General features: G+C 74.6%; 16 protein-coding genes. 11 read left to right on the top strand and 5 right to left on the bottom strand.

Going from position 1 to position 24,729, the window contains the following annotated elements; translation table 11 throughout:
* Positions 1–37 precede the first annotated feature (37 nt).
* The 4 genes from PSED_RS20055 (at position 38) to PSED_RS20040 (ending at position 8,336) form a co-directional block, all read left to right on the top strand.
* Positions 38–1,612, top strand: a complete 1,575-nt coding sequence (locus PSED_RS20055) for an acyl--CoA ligase family protein (protein WP_013676070.1) — start codon at positions 38–40, stop codon at positions 1,610–1,612.
* A gap of 117 nt (positions 1,613–1,729) precedes the next feature.
* A complete protein-coding gene (locus PSED_RS20050; RefSeq protein WP_013676069.1) occupies positions 1,730–5,281 on the top strand; it encodes an indolepyruvate ferredoxin oxidoreductase family protein in 3,552 nt (1,183 codons plus the stop codon).
* A 407-nt stretch (positions 5,282–5,688) separates the two neighbouring features.
* Complete coding sequence (locus PSED_RS20045; RefSeq protein ID WP_013676068.1) at positions 5,689–6,582, top strand: M23 family metallopeptidase; 894 nt, start codon at positions 5,689–5,691, stop codon at positions 6,580–6,582.
* A gap of 728 nt (positions 6,583–7,310) precedes the next feature.
* Positions 7,311–8,336 (top strand): DUF4192 domain-containing protein, encoded by a 1,026-nt coding sequence (locus tag PSED_RS20040; RefSeq protein WP_013676067.1) that lies wholly within the window; start codon positions 7,311–7,313, stop codon positions 8,334–8,336.
* A gap of 26 nt (positions 8,337–8,362) precedes the next feature.
* On the opposite strand, the gene galE is transcribed toward PSED_RS20040, so the two are convergent.
* Together galE and PSED_RS20030 are read right to left on the bottom strand one after the other, a co-directional pair.
* Positions 8,363–9,322, bottom strand: a complete 960-nt coding sequence (gene galE, locus PSED_RS20035; RefSeq protein ID WP_013676066.1) for a UDP-glucose 4-epimerase GalE — start codon at positions 9,320–9,322, stop codon at positions 8,363–8,365.
* Positions 9,323–9,520: 198 nt separating this feature from the next.
* Entirely contained in the window at positions 9,521–10,243 is a 723-nt protein-coding gene (locus PSED_RS20030) for an iron-dependent transcriptional repressor DtxR (RefSeq protein WP_013676065.1), read from the bottom strand.
* 170 nt (positions 10,244–10,413) lie between these two features.
* On the opposite strand from PSED_RS20030, the gene PSED_RS20025 reads away from it, so the two are divergent.
* The 3 genes from PSED_RS20025 (at position 10,414) to PSED_RS20015 (ending at position 15,593) form a co-directional block, all read left to right on the top strand.
* Entirely contained in the window at positions 10,414–11,580 is a 1,167-nt protein-coding gene (locus PSED_RS20025) for an acetoin utilization protein AcuC (RefSeq protein WP_013676064.1), read from the top strand.
* Complete coding sequence (locus PSED_RS20020; protein ID WP_013676063.1) at positions 11,573–14,428, top strand: bifunctional acetate--CoA ligase family protein/GNAT family N-acetyltransferase; 2,856 nt, start codon at positions 11,573–11,575, stop codon at positions 14,426–14,428. Before PSED_RS20025 ends, PSED_RS20020 begins: the two co-directional genes overlap by 8 nt.
* 193 nt (positions 14,429–14,621) lie before the next feature.
* The gene (locus PSED_RS20015) at positions 14,622–15,593 is read left to right on the top strand and encodes a serine hydrolase (protein ID WP_013676062.1); all 972 of its coding nucleotides are present in this window, start codon (positions 14,622–14,624) and stop codon (positions 15,591–15,593) included.
* Positions 15,594–15,719: 126 nt separating this feature from the next.
* Here PSED_RS20015 and PSED_RS20010 read toward each other — a convergent pair whose 3' ends face one another.
* Positions 15,720–17,375, bottom strand: coding sequence for a fumarate hydratase (locus PSED_RS20010; RefSeq protein WP_013676061.1), 1,656 nt, complete (start codon positions 17,373–17,375; stop codon positions 15,720–15,722).
* A 217-nt stretch (positions 17,376–17,592) separates the two neighbouring features.
* Here PSED_RS20010 and PSED_RS20005 point away from each other — a divergent pair, with 217 nt between their 5' ends.
* From PSED_RS20005 to PSED_RS19995, 3 genes are all read left to right on the top strand, one after another.
* Positions 17,593–19,974 (top strand): xanthine dehydrogenase family protein molybdopterin-binding subunit, encoded by a 2,382-nt coding sequence (locus PSED_RS20005; protein WP_013676060.1) that lies wholly within the window; start codon positions 17,593–17,595, stop codon positions 19,972–19,974.
* Positions 19,975–20,329: 355 nt separating this feature from the next.
* The gene (locus PSED_RS20000; RefSeq protein WP_013676059.1) at positions 20,330–21,163 is read left to right on the top strand and encodes a fumarylacetoacetate hydrolase family protein; all 834 of its coding nucleotides are present in this window, start codon (positions 20,330–20,332) and stop codon (positions 21,161–21,163) included.
* Entirely contained in the window at positions 21,160–21,882 is a 723-nt protein-coding gene (locus PSED_RS19995) for a maleylpyruvate isomerase family mycothiol-dependent enzyme (protein ID WP_013676058.1), read from the top strand. The genes PSED_RS20000 and PSED_RS19995 overlap by 4 nt, the downstream gene beginning before the upstream one ends.
* Positions 21,883–22,032: 150 nt before the next feature.
* On the opposite strand, the gene PSED_RS19990 is transcribed toward PSED_RS19995, so the two are convergent.
* Positions 22,033–22,758: a hypothetical protein gene (locus PSED_RS19990; RefSeq protein WP_013676057.1), complete on the bottom strand. Its 726-nt coding sequence runs from the start codon at positions 22,756–22,758 to the stop codon at positions 22,033–22,035.
* Positions 22,759–22,763: 5 nt separating this feature from the next.
* Positions 22,764–22,925: a hypothetical protein gene (locus PSED_RS19985; protein ID WP_013676056.1), complete on the bottom strand. Its 162-nt coding sequence runs from the start codon at positions 22,923–22,925 to the stop codon at positions 22,764–22,766.
* 375 nt (positions 22,926–23,300) lie between these two features.
* Between PSED_RS19985 and PSED_RS19980 the strand changes: the two genes are divergently transcribed.
* Entirely contained in the window at positions 23,301–24,725 is a 1,425-nt protein-coding gene (locus PSED_RS19980) for an RNB domain-containing ribonuclease (RefSeq protein ID WP_013676055.1), read from the top strand.
* Positions 24,726–24,729 lie beyond the last annotated feature (4 nt).

Below are 24,729 nucleotides of genomic sequence, written 5' to 3'. Positions count from 1 at the left end.
GCTTCCGTTCGGGGCGGTGCGTGACAGGGTTCCCCTCATGACGGATCTGTCGTTCGAGCCGCTGACGCCGGTGTCCTATCTCGATCGCGCGGCGGCCGCGCACGGCGACCGCGTCGCGGTGATCGACGGCGAGCTCCGACTGACCTACCGCGAGTTCCACGACCGCTGCAGGCGCCTCGCGGGTGGCCTCGCCCCGTTGGCGGGCGGGCGCCCCGTCGCGTTCCTCGCCCCGAACACCCACGTGCTGCTGGAGTCGAACTACGGCGTGCCGTGGGCGGGGTCGCCGCTGGTCGCGATCAACACCCGGCTCTCGGCCGGCGAGGTCGCCTACATCCTCGAGCACTCCGGTGCGGCCGTGCTGGTCCACGACCCCGTGTTCGACGAGCTCGTCGACGACGCCCTCGCCCGGCTCGCCGGCTCCGGCACGGCCGCGCCCGCGCGCATCCGGGCGGGGGAGGAGTACGAGGCCCTGCTCGCGGGCGCGTCGCCGCTGGCCGTCACCCCCGACGACGAGCGCGCGCTGCTCTCGATCAACTACACGTCCGGGACGACGGGCCGCCCCAAGGGCGTCATGTACCACCATCGCGGCGCCTACCTGCAGGCGTTGGCGATGGTCGGGCACACCGGGATGTCGCCCTCGACGGTGCACCTGTGGACGCTGCCGATGTTCCACTGCAACGGCTGGTGCTTCCCGTGGGCCGTCACCGCCGCGGCCGGCACGCACGTCTGCCTCGACAAGGTCGATCCCGCGCGGGTCTGGCAGCTGATCCGCGAGGAGGGTGTCACTCACCTCAACGGGGCGCCGACGGTGCTGTCGATGCTGGCCTACGCCGAGCAGGCCGGTGAGGGCGTGCCCGGCGACCGCGTGGTCCGGATCGCGACGGGCGGGGCGCCCCCGTCCCCGGCGATCCTGCGCCGGATGGCCGGCCTCGGTTTCGACGTCACCCACCTCTACGGGCTCACCGAGACGTTCGGCCCGGCGATGATCTGCGACTGGCGCCCGGAGTGGAACGGCCTCGACGCAGAGGAGCAGGCCCGGCTCAAGGCGCGCCAGGGCGTCGGCAACATGATCTCCTGCACCGCCCGGATCGTCGACGACAACGGCGCCGACCTGCCGGCCGACGGCACCTCGGTGGGCCAGATCGCCCTGCGCGGCAACAACGTCATGCTCGGGTACTTCAAGGACCCCGAGGCGACCGCGGCGGCCGCGCCCGACGGCTGGTTCCGCACGGGCGACCTCGGGGTGATGCATCCCGACGGCTACGTCGAGCTGCGCGACCGCAGCAAGGACGTGATCATCTCCGGGGGCGAGAACATCGCGAGCGTCGAGGTCGAGCAGGCCGTCGCCGAGCACCCGGCCGTCCTCGAGGTCGCGGTGATCGCGGTGCCCGACGAGCGCTGGGGAGAGGTCCCGGCCGCCTACGTGACCCTGCACGCCGGCGCGTCGGTGACCGAGCAGGAGATCATCGAGCACGTCAAGGGCAGGCTCGCGCGGTTCAAGGCACCGAAGACCGTCGTGTTCGGCGAGCTGCCCAAGACCTCCACCGGCAAGATCCAGAAGTTCGTCCTCCGGGAGAAGGCGTGGGCGGGCGTCGAGCGGCGGATCCAGTAGTAGCGGGGCCCGCGTTGCGCTGATCGGAACGGGTGCTCCGCGGATCCGCCGCGGCAATGAGAAGGTGGGCAGGCCGTCTCCACGACGTGGGCGGCGTCCGACCGGCGAGGTGAACGCATGACCGTGCAGGACAGCGAGCCGCGGGCCTCGGGACCGGCCGCGGACCCCGTGGACTTCTCCCTGACCGACCGCTACCGACCGGGCACCGGTCCGGTGCTGCTCACCGGCGTGCAGGCCATCGCCCGGCTGCTCGCCGAGCAGCACGCGGCGGACGCGCGCGCGGGGCTGCGGACGGCGTCCTTCGTGTCCGGCTACCAGGGCTCGCCCCTGGGCGGGCTGGACAAGACGCTGGCCGCCGCACCGGAGCTCGTCGAGACGGCGGGCCTGACGTTCGTGCCCGGGGTCAACGAGGAGCTCGCCGCGACCGCGATCTGGGGCAGCCAGGTCGAGGTGCCCGGGCACGGCCGGACGGTCGACGGCGCCGTCGGCGTCTGGTACGGCAAGGCGCCCGGCGTCGACCGGGCGGGCGACCCGATGCGGCACGGCAACATGTGCGGCGCCCACCCCGCGGGTGGGGTCCTCGTCCTCGCCGGCGACGACCCGAGCTGCAAGTCGTCGACCATCCCGTGCATCTCCGAGCGCACGCTCACCGGCTACGGGCTGCCCGTCCTCTACCCCAGCAGCGCCGAGGAGATCGTGCGGCTGGGCCGCTACGGCGTCGCGCTGTCGCGGGCCTCGGGCATGTGGGTCGGCATGAAGATCACCGCCGACGTCGCCGACGGCGTCTGGACCCTCGACGCCGGCTGCGGCGACGTCGAGATCACCGTCCCGGCGCTGCAGTGGGAGGGACGGGACTGGGAGTACCGCCAGATCCCGATGCTCGTGCCGCCGTCGTCGCTGGAGGCCGAGGCCCAGCTCTACGGGCCGCGGCGGGCGATGGTCGACGCCTTCCTCGAGGCCAACCCGGTCAACACCGTCGAGCTGGACACCCCGGGTGCCTGGCTGGGGATCGTCGCCGCCGGGAAGGCGTTCACCGACGTCCGGCAGGCACTGCGCGACGTCGGTCTCGACGACGACGGCTGCCGCAGAGCCGGGATCCGGCTGCTGCGGATGGGCATGGTCGCGCCCGTGCAGCGCGGCCTCCTGCGCGACTTCGCCGAGGGCCTGGACACCGTGCTCGTCGTCGAGGAGAAGACGCCGTTCCTCGAGACCGGGGTCCGTGACGCGCTGTACGGTCTGGCGTCCGCACCCGTGGTCGTCGGGTCCGCCGACGCCGACGGCCGGCCGCTGGTGCCCGTCGCGGGGGAGCTGACCGCCGGAGCGCTGGCCGGGCCGCTGCGCCGCGTCCTCTCCGGGCGCGTCGCGCTGCCCGAGCCCGTACGGGTGCCCGCGCCGCTGTCGTTGTCGCCGGTCGCCCGCACCCCCTACTTCTGCTCGGGCTGCCCGCACAACCGCTCGACCGTCGTCCCCGAGGGTGCGGTCGCGGGCGGTGGGATCGGGTGCCACGCGATGGTCGCGCTGACCCATCGGCCCACCAGCGAGGTCTCGTCGATCACGCAGATGGGCGGCGAGGGCGCGCAGTGGATCGGGCAGGCGCCGTTCACCGACGCCCGGCACATGTACCAGAACATGGGCGACGGGACGTTCGCCCACTCCGGCCAGCTCGCCGTGCAGGCCTGCGTCGCCGCCGGCGTGTCGATCACGTTCAAGCTCCTCTACAACCGGGCCGTCGCCATGACCGGCGGACAGGACGCCGAGGGCGGGCTCGAGGTCCCGGCGCTCGCGGCGAAGCTGCTGGCCGAGGGCGTCGCCCGGGTGCTGGTGTGTGCCGACGAGCCGGCGCGCTACCGGGCGCTGCCGCCGCTGCCGCGGGGGGTCGACCTGTGGCACCGCGACCGGTTCGACGAGGCCCAGCGCGTGCTGGGGGAGGCCGAGGGCGTCACCGTCCTGATCTACGACCAGCGCTGCGCCGCGGAGTCGCGACGACTGCGCAAGCGCGGGGCGCTCGCGGTGCGGCCCACCCGCGTCGTCATCAACGAGGAGGTGTGTGAGGGCTGCGGCGACTGCGGGGTGAAGAGCAACTGCCTGTCGGTGCAGCCCGTCGACACCGAGCTGGGTCGCAAGACCCGCATCGACCAGTCGTCCTGCAACACCGACTACTCCTGTCTCGACGGGGACTGCCCGTCGTTCGTGACCGTCGTCGCCGATGGTGCGCGCCCCGCGGCTCGCACCCGCCCCGAGCCGCCCGACGTGCCGTCCGCGGTGGTCGCTCCGGCCGGTGACGTGTTCCTCGCCGGCATCGGCGGGACCGGCATCGTCACGGTCAACCAGGTGCTCGCGTCGGCAGCCGTGCACGAGGGGCTGGCCGTGCACGGCGTCGACCAGACCGGGCTGTCGCAGAAGGCCGGGCCGGTGGTCTCGCACCTGCGGGTCGCCGCGTCCGAGGCCGAGCTCGGCCCCGCGAACCGCGTCGGACCCGCGCAGGCGCGCTGCTACCTCGCCTTCGACGCGCTCGTCGGTGCCGACGCGCGCAACCTCGGCTACGCCTCGGCCACCGACACGACGGCCGTCGTGTCGGTGTCGTCGGTGCCGACGGGCGCCATGGTGCGCGACGCGACCGTCGCCGCGCCCGACGTCGAGGCGCTGGTCGACCGCATCGCCGGCCGGTGTGCCGACGTCGTGCGGCTCGACGCGGCCGGCGCCGCCGTCGCGCTGTTCGGCGACGCGATGCCGGCCAACCTGCTGCTGCTCGGCGCGGCCTGCCAGGCCGGGGCGCTGCCGGTCGGCGCCGAGTCGGTCGAGTGGGCGATCGGGCTCAACGGCGTCGCCGTCGAGGCCAACATCGCGGCGTTCCGCTGGGGACGGGTGGCGGCGGCCGACCCGTCGGCGTTCGCGGCGGCGGTCGGCTCGCCCGCCGCGGCGCCGGCGCGCCGGACGCCGCCGCCCGGGCTCGGGCTGGAGGTCCTTCCCGCCGCCGTGCGCGACGTCGCCGAGGACCGGGCCGCGCGGCTCGTCGGGTTCCAGTCCGAGCGCACGGCCCGCGACTACGCAGCCGTCGTGCGCGAGGTCTGGGACGCCGAACGTGCCGCCGGGGGAGCGGGCGAGTTCGCCGAGGCCGTCGCGCGCGGCCTCTACAAGCTGACCGCCTACAAGGACGAGTACGAGGTCGCCCGGCTGCTCACCGACCCGGCCTTCGAGGCCGCGCTCGCCGCCGAGGTCCCCGGTGGCACCGGGTTGCGCTACCGGCTGCACCCGCCCCTCCTGCGGGCGGCGGGCCGCTCGAAGAAGATCGCGTTCGGGCCGTGGATGCGGCCGGTGCTGCGGACGCTCGCCCACGGGAAGGTGCTGCGCTCGACGCCGCTCGATCCCTTCGGCCGGACCGCCGTGCGCCGCATCGAGCGGGCGCTGCGCGACGAGTACCGGGCGACCGTGCGCGGCCTGGCCAGCGACCTCACCGCGGACTCGCTCCCCACGGCCGTCGAGGTGGCACGGTCGGCCGACCTGGTCCGCGGCTACGAGGACGTGAAGCTCGCCGCCGTCGAGCGGTACCGGGCGCGGCGGGCAGAGCTGGGACACCCGCTGTCGGCGACTCCGCTGTCGGCGACTCCGCTGTCGGCGACTCCGCTCTCGGCGACTCCGCCATCGGCGACTCCGCCATCGGCGACTTGACGGGCCGCGCCGCGCTCGTTCCTGATCAGTCGCAGGTCAGCGCCCTGACCGGTCCTCGTCCGACGACCGGTCGAGCGGTGTGACCACCGCCGCGGCGCGGTCGCCGAGGGTCGGTGACTCGTCACGCTGCGTGGGTGTGATTCGCCGCGGCGGTGCGCCGGGAGCGGCGAACGGCGGGTGAGGCCGCACGGCGTGTCGCGACGACACGCCGTGCAAGCCGCTCACCGCGTCACTCGATCCAGTTGTCTCAGCAACGTCCCGGATCGGCAACTCGTCGGGTTCGGCGGGGCTAGCGTCTCCCTCGGATCGCATAACGGCGCGGTCACGGAACGGACACGGATCGAGTCCCCGATCGATCCACCCGCCCCCACGGGACGTCCGGCCGCGCCGGATCCGGAAGGAAAGTCGTGTCACGGCATCGCTCCCCCAGTGGCCGTCGCGCGCACCACGGGTTCCCGTTGCCCGCCCTCGCGGCGGGCACGGGAACCGGCGGTGCCCATCGCGCCACCTCCCTGCCCGGTACCCCCGTCACGCGCATCGTCGCGGTCGTCGTCGCCGGTGGCGCAGTCGCCGCGACGGCCCAGGCCGTCCACGTCGGCGCTCTCGACGTCCCCGGCCTCACGGCGATGATGTCGTCCGACGCGGCGCCCACCGCCCCCGCGGCCGCCGGCGGCGTCGCGGGTGCCCCCGTCACCGACGTCGCCGCCCTCGCCGATCCCGCCGCCCCGGCGCCGACGGCCGACGTGCTGCAGCTCGTCGCCGCGCGCGGTGCGGACCTCGTCGCGACGACCCAGCAGCAGCTCGACGCCGCCCAGCAGGCCCAGCAGCGCGCCGTTCAGCAGGCCCAGGAGCAGGCGCAGCGGGCCGCGGCGGCGGCACAGGCCGAGGCCGCCGCGAAGGCGGCGGAGGCCACGCGGGCGGTGCAGATCGTCACCGGCCGGGTCAGCTCCGGGTTCGGTGCCCGCGGCGGCGCGATGCACGCCGGTCTCGACATCGCCGCGCCGATCGGCACCCCGATCCGGGTGCCCCTCGACGGGGTCGTCATCAGCTCCGGTCCGGCCAGCGGGTTCGGGCTGTGGGTCCGGGTGCGCCACGACGACGGCACGATCACGGTCTACGGCCACATCAACCGCTCGCTCGTGTCGGTCGGCCAGCACGTCAGCGCAGGTCAGCAGATCGCCGAGGTGGGCAACCGGGGTCAGTCGACCGGTCCGCACCTGCACATCGAGGTCGTCACGCCCGGTGGGCAGAAGATCAACCCGAAGCCCTGGCTCGACTCGCACGGCTTCCGCTACACCTGATCCCGGACCCCGGCCCCGTCTCGCGATCGACGTGGTCGTGACGACGGGCCGTGGTTTCGTGGGCCGTGGTTTCGTGGGCCGTGGTTTCGTGGACCGTGGTTTCGTGGACCGTCGTACCGACGCCGCGCCGCGACGCGGTCGACCCGGGTCCGACGTGGCCCGCGACCCTGATCTGTCCGGGCGTCGACGGCGTTCGGCCGGACGATCGGCGGAGGGTGTGCCGCGCCCCTGTCGGTCAGCGGTGACAGCCCGAGGGCCGGTCATCCGGGCGGCGTCGGCGCGTCGCGGCCGCTCGGCCGGGGTGGACGCGACCCTGTCCGCCGGGTGCCGACGGCGTCCGCCCGGTCGACCGGGTGTCGGCGGTGGTGTTCCGTTGCGGCTCGTGTGCCGGGGCCCTGCCGGTCGGCTCGTCGACCACCGCCTGAGCTGTCGCCTCCCACGCCTGCCGAACCTGGCGCGCCTACTACCTGCGGGCCGTTCCGGCGCTCGTCGCGACGCCTCCGGCCCTGCCGGTCGGCTGCGACGGCACGGAGCCGGTCGACCCCGGCGGGGGCGGCGCGTCGCAACCACTCGGGCGAGTGCACGCGACCCCGACAGAATCCGGCACCGCGCGCGCGGCATCCGCGGGTTGTCCACATTCGCGTTCGCAGCGGCCCGCGGCGGCAGGATGTCCACAGGCGTCCTGCCGAGCGGGCGCGCACGTCGGCGGTCGCCCGCACGATGGCGCCATGACCTCGCCAGGCTCGTCCCGCCCGCGCTCCCTCGACGACACCGTCACGTCCCTGCAGGGGCCGGGTGAGCTCGTCGCCGCGGTCCCGGTGCTGCTCGGGTTCCACCCGGAGCGGTCGCTGGTGCTGATCGCCGTGCACGGCCCACGGCTGCGTTCGGTCGGGCTCACCCTGCGCGCCGACCTGCCGCCGCTCGGTGCGGACCCCACCGCCGTCTCCGACGTGGCCGCGGTGGCCGCGGGGCACCTGGTGGAGGCTGCGCCGCCCGGGCCCCTCGGTGGCGCTGTCGTGGTCGTCGACCCGGGTGGTCCGGCCCGAGCCGATGTCGTCGACGCGGTGCTGGCCGCGCTGGCGGCGGCCGGTGTCGAGGCCGGCACGTGCGTGTGGGCGGAGTCGACGGCGGCCGGCGCGCGGTGGGGATGCTTCCCGCCGTGCGGGTGCGCCGGGACCGTGCCCGACCCGTCGTCGACGCCGCTCGCGGCCCGCGCGGTGGCCGCGGGCACCGTCGTCCGGTCCTCGCGCGAGGAGCTGCGCCGCTCGGTCGGCCCCACCGACGTCGACCGGCTGCGGCGGCGCGGGCTGCTGCTCGACCGTGAGCTCGACGAACGCGCCCGCGCCCGCGATCTCGCCGCCTGCCTGCGCACGCTCGACTCGGCACTCGTCGCGGCGGCCGACGGCCGGCTCCAGGTCGACGACGAGTTGGTGCTGGACATGGCCGTCGCGCTCCAGGTCCCGGCGGTACGCGACCGGGCGCTGCGTGAGTGCGTGGGCGAGCGGGCCGCGGCGGCCGAGCAGCTGTGGGCGGCGCTGGCCCGCGAGACGCCGGGGCCGGAAGCGGCCGAGCCCGCGGCGCTGCTCGCGGTCGCCGCGCTCGGCCGCGGCGACGGCGCACTGGCCCGGATCGCGCTCGAACGGGCGCAGGACGCGTGGCCGGGCCATCACCTCGGCGCAGCGCTCGACGCCGCGCTCGCCGACGGCTTCGGCCCCGACCAGGTGCGTGCCTGGCTGGCCGACGCACCGTGGTGACGCGGCCCCGGTGGGTCGCCGGATCCTCAGGCGGGCAGGCGCCCCTGGGCGAAGCGCCAGGCGTCGGCCACCATGTCCTGCAGCGTCCGGCTCGGCGACCAGCCCAACTCCGCGCGGGCCCGCTCGCTCGACGCGATGAGCACGGCGGGGTCGCCCGCGCGCCGTGGCGCCACCACCGCGGGGATCGGATGGCCCGTCACGGTGCGGCACGCCTCCACGACCTCGCGGACCGAGAAGCCCTCGCCCACACCGAGGTTGTAGATCGCGTGCTGGCCCGGCTCCGCGCGGTCGAGCGCACGCAGGTGGGCGTCGGCGAGGTCGTCGACATGGATGTAGTCGCGCACGCAGGTGCCGTCGGGGGTGTCCCAGTCGTCGCCGAACATCTGCACCGACTCCCGGGCCCCCGCCGCGACCTGCAGGACGATCGGGATCAGGTGGGTCTCGACGGTGTGCCGCTCCCCGTAACGGCCGTGGGCCCCCGCGACGTTGAAGTACCGCAGGCTCGTCGCCGCCAGCCCGTGCGCCGCCGCGTAGGAGCTGATCATGTGGTCGATGGCGAGCTTGCTGGCGCCGTAGGGGTTGGTCGGGCGGGTGGGGGAGTCCTCGCGGATCGGCACCTGTTCCGGCTCGCCGTAGGTGGCGGCGGTGGAGGAGAACACGAGCCGGGGCGTGCCGTGCGTACGGATCGCCTCGAGCAGCCGCAACGACTTCACGACGTTGCCGTCCCAGTAGATCTCCGGGCGCTGCACCGACTCACCGACCAGCGACCGGGCGGCGAAGTGCACGACCCCGTCGAAGCCCTCGGCCAGCACGTCGCCCGCGGCCTCGGCGAGGTCGCCCTCGACGAACCGGGCGCCGTCGGGCACCGCGTCACGGTGGCCGGTCGACAGGTCGTCGAGCACCACGACCTCGTTGCCGGCCTCCAGCAGATGGGCGGCGCAGACGCTGCCCACGTAGCCGGCTCCACCCGTGACGAGCAGCTTCACACGATCCTCCTCGAACGGCGACACCAGTGCGCCGCCGTCCGTGCCGGGCGGCCCGCGACGGCGCGCCCAGACGTTCTCACGCCCGCCGCGCGCGTTCCCCGCGGGGGACCCGGAGGGTTCGCGCGCCGCGCTGAACAGGCCGTGGGTCCGGTCCGGACCCGCCGGCCCGCGAGGAGCCGGCCCGCGTGGAGCTGTCGCTCAGCGGGCGCGGACCAGCACCGCGTGGGCGATCAGCGGCGCGACGGCCGACTCGTCGTCGTCGGCCACGACGGGCACCGCGTCGCCGAAGCGGGAGATCGACCGCACCTCGACCTCGCGGCCGGGCACGATCCCCGAGAGCTTCAGCTCGCCCATCAGGTCGGCGTCGACCTGCACGTGCTCGGCGATCCGGCGCACCTCGACCTTGCCGCCGCCACGGCGGGCGAACTCGTCGAGCCGCTGCAGGCCGACCTCGAGAGGCGGCGGCGCGGCGGCGTTCGACGGGCCGGTCAGGTCCGGCGGGTCCGAGAGCTCGCCCAGGCCCGGGATCGGGTTCCCGTAGGGCGAGATCGTGGGGTTGTCGAGCAACGCGACGAGCTTGCGCTCGACGGCGTCGCTCATGACGTGCTCCCAGCGGCACGCCTCGGCGTGCACCAGCTCCCACTCCAGACCGATGACGTCGGTGAGCAGGCGCTCGGCGAGCCGGTGCTTGCGCATGACGGCGATCGCCCGGGCCCTGCCGTCCTCGGTCAGCTCGAGGTGGCGGTCGCCCGCGACGACGACCAGACCGTCGCGCTCCATGCGCGCCACGGTCTGGCTGACGGTGGGGCCGCTCTGCCCGAGGCGCTCGGCGATCCGCGCGCGCAGCGGAACGACGCCCTCCTCCTCGAGTTCGTAGATCGTCCGGAGGTACATCTCGGTGGTGTCGATCAGCTCGTTCACGGGCCGGCCCCTTCGTGTCCGCTGACCATAGTATCCGTGCAACGTCATCAGGGGCCCCGACCCGTCCCGACCGTTGCGTCGGGTCGCGCCGCCGTCCGTCCGGGTCGGCGATCCGCCGTCCGGCGCTCGGAGCGAGCCGAGGCACGGCACCTGCCTTACGGTCGGGTCCCATGAGCGCCAGTACCGCCGTCGTCTGGACCCCGGGGTTCCTCGACTACCAGCTCTCCGACGACCATCCGCTCAACCCGGTGCGGCTCGACCTCACGATGCGGCTGGCCCGCGGCCTCGGCGTCCTCGACGACGTCGAGCTCCTCGAGCCGGACCCGGCGACCGACGAGGAGCTCGAGCGGGTGCACGCGCCGTCGTACCTGACCGCGGTGCGCTCGGCGCCGGAGATGCCGTTCGGCGTCGGCCACGGGCTGGGCACCGCCGACAACCCGATCTTCTTCGGCATGCACGAGTCGAGCGCGCTGATCGCGGGGGGCTCGCTGCTGGCGGCCCGCCAGATCGCCGCGGGGGCCGATCGTGCGGTGAACATCGCGGGCGGGCTGCACCACGCGATGCGCGACCGCGCGGCCGGGTTCTGCGTCTACAACGACTGCGCCGTTGCCATCGCCTGGCTGCTCGACCAGGGCTACGAGCGCATCGCCTACGTCGACGTCGACGTGCACCACGGGGACGGGGTCCAGGCGGCGTTCTACGACGACCCGCGGGTACTCACCGTCTCGATGCACCAACATCCGCTGACGTTGTGGCCGGGGACCGGCTGGGCGACCGAGTACGGGGTCGGTGACGGGGCCGGCTACGCGGTCAACGTCCCGCTCGCCCCCGGCACCGGCGACGCCGGCTGGTTGCGGGCGTTCGAGGCGATCGTGCCGTCGCTGCTCGCGAACTTCCGCCCCCAGGTGCTGGTCAGCGAGTGCGGCGCCGACACCCACTCCGACGACCCGCTGGCCAACCTCGAGCTCTCCGTCGACGGGCAGCGCGCGATCTACCGGCGGATGCGCGATCTGGCCGAGACCACGGCCGGCGGCAAATGGCTCGTGCTCGGCGGCGGCGGGTACTCGCTGTTCCGGGTCGTCCCCCGGTCGTGGACGCACCTGCTCGCCACCGTCCTCGACCGCGACGTCGACCCCCGACGCCCGCTGCCGGCCGAGTGGATCGCGCACGCGACGACGCTGACCGGTCGACCGCTGCCGACGCACATGTCCGACGACGCCGATCCCTCCTTCGAGCCGTGGGGCGGCGACTTCGCCGCCGTCGACCCCACGATCGTCGAGGTGCGCCGCGCCGTCTTCCCCCTGCACGGCCTCGACCCGGACGACCCCCGTGACTGAACCGACCACGCCCGCCGCTGCGCCGGAGAGCCCTGCTGCGCCGGAGAGCCCTGCTGCGCCGGAGAGCCCTGCTGCGCCGGAGAGCTCCACCCCGTCCGGGAGCCCTCGCGCCTCGGACAGCCCCCCGTCCGAGGGCCCGGTCGCCGACGGCGCCACGCGCCCCGCCGCCCGCGCGCCCGGCTATCCGCGGCAGTGGGAGGCCGACGTCGTCGCCTCGGACGGCGGCATCCTGCACCTGCGCCCGATCGACCCGAGCGACGCCGACGCGCTGCGTGCGTTCCACGGCCGCCTCTCCGAGCGCACCCGCTACCTGCGCTACTTCGGTCCCTACCCGCGCATCCCCGACCGCGACCTCGAGCGGTTCACCACCCTCGACCACCGGCGCCGGGTCGCGTTCGTGTGCGTGCTGGGCGACGAGATCGTCGCCGTCGGCCGCTACGAGGGACTGGGACCCACACCGGAGGACGGCGGCTCGGCGGAGGTCGCGTTCGTCGTCCGTGACGACCACCAGGGCCGCGGGATCGGCTCGATCCTGCTCGAGCACCTCGCGGCCGCCGCGCGGGAGAACGGGCTGCGCCGCTTCGAGGCGGAGGTGCTGGTCGAGAACCACGCGATGGTCCGGGTCTTCCGCGACGCGGGCTACCAGGTCAGCCGCGCCTACGACGGCGGCGTCCTGCACCTCGAGTTCGACATCGACCCGACCGAGCGCTCCCTCGCGGTGCGCGACGCCCGCGAGCAGGCCGCCGAGGCGCGCAGCGTGCACAACCTGCTGCACCCGCGCTCGGTCGCCGTCATCGGCGCGTCGACCGACCCGTCGAAGATCGGGCACGCCGTCCTGCTGAACCTGTTGCGCGGCAACTTCACCGGCCCCGTCTACCCGGTGAACCCCGACGCCCGGTCGGTCCGCGGGGTGCGTGCCTACGCCTCGGTCACCGAGATCCCCGACGACGTCGACCTCGCCGTCGTCGCCGTGCCCGCCGCGGGGATCGACGAGGTCATGGACTCCTGTCTGGCCAAGGGGGTCAAGGCGCTGATCGTCGTCAGCTCGGGCTTCGCGGACGCCGGTTCGCACGGTCTCGTGGCCGAGCGGCGGATGGTGGAGGCGGCACGGGCGCACGGCATGCGGGTCGTGGGCCCCAACGCGCTCGGGGTGGCCAACACGGCGGCGGGGGTGCGGCTCAACGCGACGCTCGCCCCCGCGCTGCCGGGTGCCGGGAGGGTCGGGTTCTTCTCCCAGTCCGGAGCGCTGGGGATCGCGCTGCTGCAGGCGGCGACCGAGCGCGGCCTCGGCCTGTCGACGTTCGTCTCCGCGGGCAACCGGGCCGACGTCTCGGGCAACGACCTGCTGCAGTACTGGCAGAGCGACCCCGACACCGATGTCGTGCTGCTCTACCTGGAGACCTTCGGCAACCCGCGCAAGTTCGGCAGGCTCGCCCGCCGGCTGGCCCGCACCACGCCCGTGGTCGCGGTCAAGAGCGGGCGCCGGGTGCCGCTGCCGGCCCGGTCCTCGCGAGCCGTCCCGATCGACGACTCCAGCGTCCAGGCGCTCTTCGAGCAGTCCGGCGTCATCCGGGTCGCCACCGTCGCGCAGCTGTTCGACACCGCGCTCCTGCTGGCCCTGCAGCCCTTGCCGTCGGGCCCGCGGGTCGCGGTCGTCGGGAACTCGACGGCGCTGGGGGTCCTCGTCGCCGACGGCCTGCTCGACGAGGAGCTCGAGCTGGTCGGCGACCCGGTCGACGTGGGCGCGGCCGCGAGCCCGGCCACGTTCGCCGCGGCGGTGCGCGAGGCCGTCGCCGCCGACGACGTCGACGCGCTCGTCGCGGTGTTCGTCCCGCCGGTCGCGACCCACGGCGCGCCCTACGCGCGGGCGCTGCGCGAGGCGGTCGCGGGTTCGGGCAAGCCAGTCGTGACGACGTTCCTTGCCGCCGAGGGCGTCCCGGCCGAGCTGGCCGAGCCGCGGGCCGACGGCCGGGGGCCCGGGCCCGGGTCGGTGCCCAGCTACCCCAGCCCGGAGCGGGCGGTGGCCGCGCTGAGCCGGGTGGTGCGGTACGCGCGCTGGCGGGCGACTCCGCTCGGCGAGTTCATCGTTCCCGAGGGCACCCGCACCGACGAGGCCCGTGACCTCGTCGCGCGGTTGTTCGCCGAGCCGGCACCGGACGACCCGGCGCCGCGCACGCTCGTGCTCGACGACGACCAGACGACGGCCGTCCTCGGCTGCTACGGCATCGAGGTGGCGCCCTTCCGGCTCGTCGGGTCGGCCGAGGAGGCCGTCGCCGCCGCGGCCGAGCTGGGGTACCCGGTGGCGCTCAAGGCCACCGCGCCGCGCTGGCGGCACCGCTCCGACCTCGTCGGTGTCCGGCTCGACCTCACCGGTGCCGACGCCGTCGCCGCCGGGTACGCGGCGCTCGCGGCCGAGACCGGCGGGGACGAGGTGTACGTGCAGGTCATGGCACCGCGCGGGATGTCGTGCGTGCTCGAGATCGTCGACGACCCGTCGTTCGGCTCCCTGTTGTCGTTCGGGCTCTCCGGGCTCGCGACGGAGCTCCTCGGCGATCGCGCGTTCCGGGTCCTGCCGGTCTCGACGACCGATGCCGCCGCCCTCATCCGGGCCCCGCGGGCCGCCCCGCTGCTCGCCGGGTACCGCGGGGACCCGCCCGCGAAGCTGGGGGCACTGGAAGACCTGGTGCTGCGCCTCGGAACGTTGGCCGAGCAGCTGCCGGAGGTGCGGTCGGTCGTCCTCGACCCGGTCGTCGCCTCGCCCGACGGGGCCGTGGTGACGGGGGCGCGGATGGTGCTCGGCCCGCCGCCGACCCGCGACGACGGGGGAGGTCCCCGCCGGCTGAGCTGACGGGCGCGGCCGGGGGCGCGCCCCCACCCCCGGGCCGGCACGCCATCGCACCCGGGCCGGCGCTACCGCACCCGGGTCGGCTGGGCAAGATCGTCGACCTGGGCAGATGCTGTGAACCCGGCCCGAACCTGTCGGTCCGCTATGGATAGTTGCCCAATGGCAACGATCTGCGTCGCCGAGCCGTCATCGAGGTGTGAACGGACGGCGCACGCTGCGCAGGCTGACGGCCTCGGCGGCCGTGACGGCGGTCGCGCTGGCGGCCCTGGCACTGGTCGGCTTCGGTGGGGACTGGGGCGGGGGCCAGGCGTCCGCCGCGGCCGCCACGGCGGACGCGCCCGCGGCAGCGCCGCCGTCGACCCCGGCGACGACGCCCGTGGCCGACGCGACACCCGACACCGCGACGCAGAAGGCGTCGGCGGCGTCGGCGGCCGCGGTGACCGCCGCGGTCCGGGCCGTGGACGCGGTGGACGCGGCCTCGCCGAGCGACCTCGGCGTCGCGGTGCTCGACCGCGACACCGGCCAGCAGGCCGTCGGCGCGCGGGGGAGCGAGCAGTTCTACTCGGCGTCGGTCGTGAAGCTGTACACGGTCGTCGCGATCCTGCACCGCGTCGAGACGGGCGAGGTCACGCTCTCCGCCGCCGACACCACCGACATCCAGCGGGCGCTGAGCCTCAGCGACGACCAGGCCATGGACGCGCTGTGGGAGAAGTTCGGCGGTCCGGCCACCGTGAGCCAGGCGATCGCGCTGGCGGGGCTCACCGACTCCGCCCCACCGACCGACCCCTCGCAGTGGGGCGAGGCGCTGATCTCGGCGCGTGACGTCGTCACCCTCTACGACTACGTGCTGACCTCGATGGCCCCGAGCAGCCGCGACATGATCATGAACGCCCTGACGAGTGCCCAGGACACGGGTGCCGACGGCTTCGACCAGGCCTTCGGACTGCTCGCCCCGCCCCGCGCCCGGGGTGTCGCGGCGAAGCAGGGCTGGATGTGGATCGGGACGCAGTTCTACCTGCACACCACGGGAGTGCTCCCCGGCGACCGGTACGTGATCGCGATCTTCAGCAAGAACGCGGCGTCGTCGGGCTCGGCGGCGGCGCGGACCCTCGTCACGCGGGCCACGGCCGCCGCCACGGCGGCGCTCACCGGCAGTGCCGCACCCTGACCCGCCGCACCCTGACCCGCCGCCCCCTGACCCGCCGCCCCCGCGGGGAACGAACGGCTCGTTCGTGCAACAGGACTGCACGAACGGGCCGTTCGTGACAGACGGGGCGCCCGGGTGTGCCGGGCGTCAGCGCCGGAAACCCACCTGCAGGGTCGGCTGCGAGGTCGAGGCGAAGAAGTCGTTGCCCTTGTCGTCCACCACGACGAACGCGGGGAAGTCCTCGACCTCGATCTTCCAGACGGCCTCCATGCCCAGCTCCGGGTACTCGAGGACGTCGACCTTGCGGATGCAGTCCTGCGCGAGCCGCGCGGCGGGGCCGCCGATCGAGCCGAGGTAGAACCCGCCGTGCGCGGCGCAGGCGTCGGTGACCTGCTGCGAGCGGTTGCCCTTGGCCAGCATGACGAGCGACCCGCCCGCCGCCTGGAACTGCGCGACGTAGGAGTCCATCCGGCCGGCCGTCGTCGGGCCGAACGAGCCCGAGGCGTAGCCGTCGGGGGTCTTCGCCGGCCCGGCGTAGTAGACCGGGTGGTCGCGCATGTACTGCGGCATCGGCTCGCCGGCCTCCAGGCGCTCGGCGATCTTGGCGTGCGCGATGTCGCGCGCGACGACGAGCGGGCCCGTCAGCGACACCCGGGTCTTGACCGGCAGCTGCGAGAGCTGCGCGCGGATCTCGTCCATCGGGCGGGTCAGGTCGATACGCACGACCTCGTCGGACAGGTCCTCGCTCTCGGTGTCGGGCAGGAAGCGGGCGGGGTCGCGCTCGAGCTGCTCGAGGAACACGCCGTCGGCGGTGATCTTCGCCTTGGCCTGGCGGTCGGCCGAGCACGAGACGGCGATGCCGACGGGCAGCGACGCGCCGTGCCGGGGCAGCCGGATCACCCGGACGTCGTGGCAGAAGTACTTGCCGCCGAACTGGGCGCCGATCCCGAAGTTGCGGGTCAGCTCGAGGACCTGCTGCTCGAGGTCGCGGTCGCGGTAGGCCGAGCCGTCGCCGGAGCCCGTGGCGGGCAGCGTGTCCAGGTAGCGCGCGGACGCCAGCTTCGCGACCTTCAGCGTGTACTCCGCCGACATCCCGCCGACGACGATCGCGAGGTGGTAGGGCGGGCAGGCCGCGGTGCCGAGCGAGCGGAGCTTCTCGTCGAGGAACCGCGCCAGTTTCGCCGGGTTCAGCAGCGCCTTGGTCTCCTGGTAGAGGAAGGTCTTGTTGGCCGAGCCGCCGCCCTTGGCCATCACCAGGAACTCGTACTTGGGCTGCTCGCCCGGCGCGGAGTACAGCTCGACCTGTGCGGGCAGGTTGGTGCCCGTGTTCTTCTCGTCCCAGAACGACGTCGGCGCCATCTGCGAGTAGCGCAGGTTGAGCTCGTCGTAGGCCTCGTAGATGCCGCGGGAGATGGCGCGTTCGTCGTCCCCGCCGGTCAGTACGGTCTCGGTCCGCTTGCCGACGACGATCGCCGTGCCGGTGTCCTGGCACATCGGCAGCACCCCGCCGGCGGAGACGCAGGCGTTGCGCAGCAGGTCCGTCGCGACGAACCGGTCGTTGGCCGAGGCCTCCGGGTCGTCGACGATGGCGCGCAGCTGGGCCAGGTGCGAGGGCCGCAGCTGGTGCTGGATGTCGGTGACCGCCTGCTTGACCAGCGCGGTGATCGTGGCGGGGTCGACCTGCAGGAAGGTCCGGCCGAGCTGGGGGGACTCGACGACGGTGCCGGGCTCGAGGTCGAGACGGCGGTACTCGGTGTCGTCCGGGCCGAGCGGGAGCACGTCGATGTGGTGGAACTCGGGCATGAGAGGACCGTACTCACCACGTGATGGGCGGGAGGTCGAACCGGCCCCCGACCGGTCCGACCTCCCGGGGGACGCGGCGACCGGGGTGGGCCGGTGCCGCGGGGCATGTGGCTGTCGGATCTCGTGCCACCCTCCCTGACCTGGCCCGAGTCGTCAACCGCCGGATGTGGCGAGTCCGACGCAGCCGTGACGCGGATCCGGTCGTAATGTGCGACACATGGTTGGATCCCTGCTGGGTACAGCGGTCCGGAGGGTCGAGGACCCCGAACTCCTCACCGGTGCCTCAACATACGTCGGCAACCTCCGCAAGGAGGGTCTGCTGCATGTCGCATTCGTCCGTTCCCCCCTCGCGCACGCGATCGTGACGGGCATCGACACCTCCGCGGCCGCGGACGCGGAGGGCGTCGTCGCCGTCTACACGGCTGCCGACCTCGACCTCCCGGCCCATCACGGGCTCATGCCGCTCAACCCCGAGATCCCCCGCCCGCCGCTCGCGTCCGACCGGGTGCGCTTCGTCGGCGAGTGTGTCGCCATGGTCGTCGCCGAGTCCAAGGCCGCCGCCGTCGACGCCGCCGAGCTCGTCGAGGTCGACTACGACCCGCTCGACGTGGTCGTCGACCCGGAGGCTGCGCTCGCCGACGGTGCGCCGCTGCAGTTCCCGGAACGTGGGTCCAACATGTCGGCCGGGCTGCGCGGCGCCGACGGCGCGGACCCGTTCGAGGGTGCGGACGTCGTCGTCAGGGCGCGCATGGTCAACCAGCGGCTGGCCGTCGTGCCCATGGAGGGCAACGCGATCGTCGTCGACCCGGCGGGCGACGGCGACCACGATCTCGTCGTCCACGTGTCGACCCAGATGCCGCACGGGTTCCAGGCGCAGCTGGCCGGGATCTTCGACCTCGACAAGTCGCGGGTGCGGGTCATCGCGCCGCACGTCGGCGGCGGCTTCGGGGGCAAGGCCGGGCTGATCGCCGAGCACACCGCGACGATCGGCGCCGCGCGGGCACTGGGCCGTCCGCTGTCCTGGGTCGAGACGCGCTCGGAGAACCTGCTCTCGATGCCGCACGGGCGCGACCAGATCGGCTACTACGAGCTGGGCCTGACCCGCGACGGGAAGATCACCGGGCTCAAGGCGCGGGTGATCGGCAACGGCGGTGCCTACGCGTGGTTCGGCGGTGCGCTGCCGATGAACATGACCTACATCATGGCGCCGGGCGTCTACGACATCCCGACGGTGTCCTACGACTCGGTCGTCGCCATGACGAACACGACGCCGATGGGCGCGTTCCGCGGTGCCGGCCGTCCGGAGGCGGCCGCGCACCTCGAGCGCATCGTCGACATCGCCGCCGCCGAGCTGGGGATGGACCCGGCCGAGCTGCGCCGTCGCAACTTCCACGACCCGGCCGCGTTCCCGCTGACGACGGTCGTGGGCGCGAACTACGACGTCGGTGACTACGACCTGCCGCTGCGCGAGGCGTTGCAGCTGGCCGACTACGACAAGCTGCGCGCCGAGCAGGCCCGGCGCCGAGAGGACGGCGAGGTCCGCCAGCTCGGCATCGGGATGAGTGTCTACGTCGAGATCACCGCGGGTGGCGGCGGCAGCGAGTTCGGCTCGGTGCGCATCCACTCCGACGGCAGCGCGACGGTCTCGGCCGGCACGTCGGGGCACGGCCAGGGCCACGCGACGGCCTTCGCCATGATCGCCTCCGACACGCTCGGCATTCCCATGGGGCGCATCACGTTCGTCCAGTCCGACACCGCGCTCGTGCCGCGCGGCGGGGGGACCGGCGGGTCGCGGTCGCTGCAGATGGGCGGCTCGGCCGTCTCCGCGGCGGCCGACGACGTGCTCGGCCAGGCCCGGCGGCGTGCCGCGGAGCTGCTGGAGGCCTCGCCCGACGACGTCGACCTCGTCGACGGCGGGAACGGTGAGTCCGCCTTCGGTGTGGCCGGGGTGCCGACGGCCACCGTCAGCTGGAGCCAGGTCGCGGGCGCGGCCGCCGAGGCGGGGGAGGAGCTGTTCGCGGGCCTCGACGCCCGGCAGGCGGGCGCCACGTTCCCCTTCGGTGCGCACGTGTCGGTCGTCGAGGTCGACACCGAGACCGGGCACGTGACGCTGCTGCGCCACATCGCGGTCGACGACTGCGGCCGGGTGCTCAACCCGCTGCTGGTCGAGGGCCAGCAGCACGGCGGGCTCGCCCAGGGCATCGCCCAGGCGTTGTACGAGGAGATCCTCTACGACGAGGCCGGCAACCCGCTGACCGGCACGCTCGCCGACTACCACATCCCGTCGGCGGCCGATCTGATCGGCTACGAGGCCGTCACGACCGAGACCCCTACCCCGATGAACGTGTTGGGCGCCAAGGGCATCGGCGAGTCGGCGACGGTCGGCTCGACACCGGCGGTGCAGAACGCGGTCGTCGATGCGCTCAGCCACCTCGGCATCCGCCACATCGACCTGCCGTGCACGCCGCAGCGGGTCTGGCGGGCGGTGCAGGAGGCGAGCGCGGGGCGGCCCGCCGACCCGTGGCGCGAGCCGCCCGCGGTGTTCGCGGACCTGCCCGTCCGCGGCGGCGGGGCCTCCGCCGACACCGAGGCGATCTGACGCCGTGAGCGGCGATGGTCGCCATGGCGACCATCGCCGCTCACGACCCGGGACCGCCCTGGCGCGCCGCTCGTGCTCCCGGGCCCACGCGAGCGCGGCGTCGAAGCGGCGTCGAACCGGGTCGTCTTGGTCGATACAGCGGCGGGAATCACAGTCGCGTCGTCCGGGAGGGGCGGGCGTCCCTGCCGGGCCCCGCGCGGGCGGTGTACCTGGACATCGGTGCCGCATTCACCCATCGGGCCACGCGGCCGGGCCCTGTCGAGGGCCCCAACCGTGATCGACGGCGTGCACCCCTCCTCGGCGGCGCGGCCCGCGGCGGGGGAGACTGCCGGGCGTCCCGCACCGAGGAGGAACGATGAGACTGGCCACCATCCGCACCGCGACGGGGACCCGCGCGGTCCGCGTCGACGACAGCGTTGCGGTGGAGACCGGGGACGCCGACGTGCGCGCCCTGCTGGAGCACCCGGACTGGGCGCAGCGCGCCGCCGCGGCGGCCGGTCCGTCCCACCCGCTCGCGGAGCTCGACTACGCGCCGCTGGTGCCGAGCCCCGAGAAGATCATCTGTGCCGGTCTGAACTACCGCGACCACGTCCTCGAGATGGGCAACGAGCTGCCCGAGTACCCGACGCTGTTCGCGAAGTACGCCCCGGCACTCGTCGGCGCGTACGACGACGTCGTGCTGCCCGCGGTGTCCGAGCAGGTCGACTGGGAGTGCGAGCTCACCGTCGTCATCGGCTCGCCGGTCCGCCACGCCGACGACGCGCAGGCCGCGGCGGCCATCGCCGGCTACACCGTGATGAACGACGTCAGCGTCCGCGACTACCAGCGCCGCACCCCGGAGTTCCTGCAGGGCAAGACGTTCGAGAAGAGCACGCCGCTCGGCCCGTGGCTCGTCACGCCCGACGAGCTGCCGGCGGGCGGCTGGCGGATCACGACCGAGCTCGACGGCGAGACCGTCCAGTCGTCGACCACCGACCAGCTCGTGTTCGGCGCCGTCGACCTGGTGCGCTATCTCTCCGCGATCATCACCCTGAACCCGGGCGACATCATCGCGACGGGCACCCCGGGAGGGGTCGGCGCCGCCCGCACCCCGCAGCGCTGGCTCGCCGACGGCACCGTCATGGTCACCACGGTCGAGGGTGTCGGCCGGCTGCGCAACGTCTGCCGCAAGGAGACGATCCCGTCGTGACCCCGCCGGTCGAGGTGTCCCGCGCCTGGGCCGCCGACGGGGCCGCGCACCTGCGTGGCCTGATGACCCGGCTCGGCGACGACGCGTTCGCCGCCCCGTCCGCGCTCCCCGGCTGGACCCGCGCGCACGTCCTGACCCACGTGGCGCGCAACGCCGACGCGATGATCAACCTGCTGACGTGGGCGCGGACCGGCGTCGAGACCCCGGCCTACGCCGACGACGCGCAGCGCGCGGCCGACATCGAGGCGGGCGCCCGGCGTACCCCCGCCGAGATCCGGGCCGACGTCGAGGAGACCTCGGACCGGCTGGCGAAGGTCGCCAAGGCGATGCCGGCGCAGGCCTGGTCGGCGACGGTCCGCAACCGGCAGGGCGTCGCCATCCCGGCGGCGGAGGTGCTCTGGATGCGCGCCACGGAGATGTGGGTGCATGCCGTCGACCTCGACGCCGGGGCCTCGTTCGCCGACATGCCGCTGCCGATGGCCGTCGAACTGCTCGACCGGCTGGTCCGTGACATGGCCGGCCGCCCGGGCGTGCCGTCGATGCGGCTGGTCGCCGACGACGACGCTCGCGAGTGGACGGTCGGTGACGGGTCCGGTGAGGTCGTCGAGGTGCACGGCCCGGTCACCGAGCTCGTGTCCTGGCTGTGCGGCCGCGGCTGCAGCCGCCGGGTGCGCACGGGCGACGGCTCCCGGCCGCCGCAGCTGCCGGCCTGGCGCTAGCCGGCCGGCCCGGCGCGCCGTGGCGCCCCCGGGGGGACGGGCGCGGGCCGTGCACGCCCGGGAAGGTCGGCCCCGGGGCGTCGGCGGGAACGACGACGGCCCGCCGCGACCCCGACGGCGTCGGGGCCACGACGGGCCGTCGTCGTGAGCTCAGCCGGCCTCGCCACCTCCCGGTCGCTCGTCCTCACCCGCGCGGGTCAGCTCGTCGATCCGCCGCTGCATCTCGTCGAGCCGGGCCTGCATGAGGGCGAGCTCCGCGCCCAGCACGACGACGGCGCCCGCCGCCGACTCGGAACCGACCAACGTCCCGAGCGGTGAGACACCCGCCGCGGCGGCCTCGGTCGTGACCGTGACCGTGCCACCGCTGAGCCTGCCGAAACCGTCCCCCGTGAGGACGGGACGGTCGCCGGCACACGTCGCGCACACCGGGACCAGCTTGCGCCAGCCCAGGCTCCCCGTCCCGGAGTCGGCGAGCACCGACGCCGAGCGACCGCACTCGCACCGGCCGAGCTCGACGGAGCGCACCCGCTGGCGCGAGTAGCGCAGGCCGCGTTCGTACCGGCGGTACCGGCCCGAGACCGCGACCTCGAGCAGGACGGCCCCCCGGTAGTCGGGCTCGCACGCGAGGTCGCGTGCGGGGCCGGCGTCGTTGAAACAGTAGAACCCGCAGTCGCACCAGCGGGACGGGCAGCTGTGCCGGGATCCGTGGACGCAGATGGCGTCGTCGATCGCGCGGTAGACGTGCGCGCGGCCGAGCGTCACCCCGCTGAAGCCGGTCGCCGAGCCGTCTGCCGACAGCATCGGGTAGGCCAGCTTGAACCCCGGGAGCGGCTTGTCCGACTGTTCGCGCGGGACGCGAGCGGCCGGCCAGACCATTCCGATCAGACCCCGGCGTGCTCGGCGCGCACCTCGGCCCGCTCCTCGGTGGTCGCGGCCACCTCGACGCGGGTGTTCTCGGGCTCGGTGCGCGGCTCGGGCGTGGCCATCGGCTCGGCGTCGAGGTCGACGGCGACGCCTTCGGCCAGCTTGCGACCCAGCTTCATGTTCCCTCCTGAGACCAGAACGATATTGCTTCGTGACCTCAATCTGGACCCGTGGCGGCCGCTTGTCCAGTCGGGACGGCGACGGGTTCCGGCGGGCCCGGACAGGGCGCCCACCTGGGAACCTTTCGTCGCGGGGGCGGCCGCGCGCGGGTGCGTCCGGACCTGGACGCCGAGCAAGGGTCGATGATGATCTCGTCGCCGTTGCGCCGCAGGGCGAGCCGCCATCGGCGGCCCTCCGCCGGGCCGGGGGCGCGCCGTCGCGGCCCCGCCATGACGTTCGCGACGTCCACCGCTGCGGCACCGCCGGGTGATCAGCGACACGCCGGGACGGGCCCCCGCGCACCACGCCGGGGTGGGTCGTGACACGCTCGCGCCGTGCCCGACGACGGCCCGAGCCGCCCCGCGACGGTTCCCGACTTCGACGCCGTGCGTGCCGAGTTCGCGCTGCCGGCCGAGTTCCCCGCCGACGTGCTCGCCGAGGCCGCGCGCGCCGCCGCGGTGGCCGCGACGGCCCGGACCGGCGGGCGTCGCGACGCGACCGACGTCGACCTGGTGACGATCGACCCACCCGGCTCGAAGGACCTGGACCAGGCGGTCGGCATCCGCGCCCGCCGCGGCGGCTACCGGGTGCACTACGCGATCGCCGACCTCGCCGCCGTCGTCGTCCCCGGTGGTCCGCTCGACGTCGAGGTCCGCCGCCGCGGCCAAACGATGTACCTGCCCGACGGCTCGGTGCCGTTGCACCCTCCGGTGCTCTCGGAGGGCGCGGCCAGCCTGCTGCCCGACGGCCCGCGCCCCGCGGTGCTGTGGACCATCGACCTCGACGACGCGGGCGAGACGGTGGACATCTCCGTCGAGCGTGCGCTCGTCCGTTCGCGGGGCCGGCTCGACTACGGGGGCGTGCAGGCCGACCTCGACGCCGGTCGTCCGTTGCCCGACGCGATCGCGCTGCTGCCCGCGGTCGGCAGGTTGCGCCGCGAGCTCGCGGTCGCCCGCGGGGCCGTCGAGCTGGAGCTGCCCGAGCAGGAGGTCGTGCCCGACGGCGCGGGTGGCTGGACCGTGCGGGCCCGCCAGCGCGTCGACCTCGACGGCTGGAACGCCGAGATCTCGCTGCTGACGGGCACGTCGGCCGCCACATTGATGCTGGGCGCGGGGGTGGGTGTGCTGCGCACGCTGCCCGCGCCCGACCCCGACGCGGTCGCCCGGCTGCGGGCGCTGGCCGCGGCGCTGGGCGTCGGCTGGCCCGCCGACGTCACCCCCGCCCGGTTCCTCGCCGGCCTGCCGCTGGACACCCCGCGCGCGCTGGCGCTGTGCCGGGCGGCGACGTCTCTGTTGCGCGGCGCCGGCTACGCCGTGTTCGACGGACCTGCCGCACCGCCGCCCGTCGACCCCGGCCACGGCGGCATCGGGGCCCCCTACGCGCACGTGACCGCGCCGCTGCGCCGGCTCGTCGACCGCTTCGGCACCGAGATCTGCCTCGCGGTCGCGGCGGGGGAGGACCCTGCCGACTGGGTCCGCGAGGCGCTGCCGACGCTGCCGTCGCTGATGGCCGCGTCGGACACGGTGGCGGGCAAGGTCGACCGGGCCTGCGTCGACCGCACCGAGGCGGTGCTGTTCGCCGACCGGATCGGGCAGGAGGTCGAGGTGATCGTCCTGCGCGACGAGCCGGGGGAGGTCTACCTGCCGCAGCCGCCGGTGCTCGCCCGGTGCCGCGGTCCGCTCTCCGCCGGAGACCGGGTACTGGCCAGGGTCGCGGTGGCCGACCCGGCGACCGGGACGGTCGAGTTCGCCGTGGGGTGATCCG

Origin of the sequence: Pseudonocardia benzenivorans CB1190, from assembly GCF_000196675.2 — a bacterium.
Lineage (GTDB): Bacteria > Actinomycetota > Actinomycetes > Mycobacteriales > Pseudonocardiaceae > Pseudonocardia > Pseudonocardia benzenivorans.
Note: the sequence above shows the minus strand (reverse complement) of the source record. Positions and strands in the feature narration are given on the sequence as shown.

Bases quoted from the DNA above. Each gene is read 5' to 3' on its own strand.
- PSED_RS20010 (WP_013676061.1), bottom strand. From the start codon at position 17,375: ATGCCCGAGTTCCACCACATCGACGTGCTCCCGCTCGGCCCGGACGAC.
- PSED_RS20005 (WP_013676060.1), top strand. From the start codon at position 17,593: ATGGTTGGATCCCTGCTGGGTACAGCGGTCCGGAGGGTCGAGGACCCC.
- PSED_RS20050 (WP_013676069.1), top strand. From the start codon at position 1,730: ATGACCGTGCAGGACAGCGAGCCGCGGGCCTCGGGACCGGCCGCGGAC.
- PSED_RS20040 (WP_013676067.1), top strand. From the start codon at position 7,311: ATGACCTCGCCAGGCTCGTCCCGCCCGCGCTCCCTCGACGACACCGTC.
- PSED_RS19990 (WP_013676057.1), bottom strand. From the start codon at position 22,758: ATGGTCTGGCCGGCCGCTCGCGTCCCGCGCGAACAGTCGGACAAGCCG.
- PSED_RS20000 (WP_013676059.1), top strand. From the start codon at position 20,330: ATGAGACTGGCCACCATCCGCACCGCGACGGGGACCCGCGCGGTCCGC.
- PSED_RS20025 (WP_013676064.1), top strand. From the start codon at position 10,414: ATGAGCGCCAGTACCGCCGTCGTCTGGACCCCGGGGTTCCTCGACTAC.
- PSED_RS20055 (WP_013676070.1), top strand. From the start codon at position 38: ATGACGGATCTGTCGTTCGAGCCGCTGACGCCGGTGTCCTATCTCGAT.
- PSED_RS19985 (WP_013676056.1), bottom strand. From the start codon at position 22,925: ATGAAGCTGGGTCGCAAGCTGGCCGAAGGCGTCGCCGTCGACCTCGAC.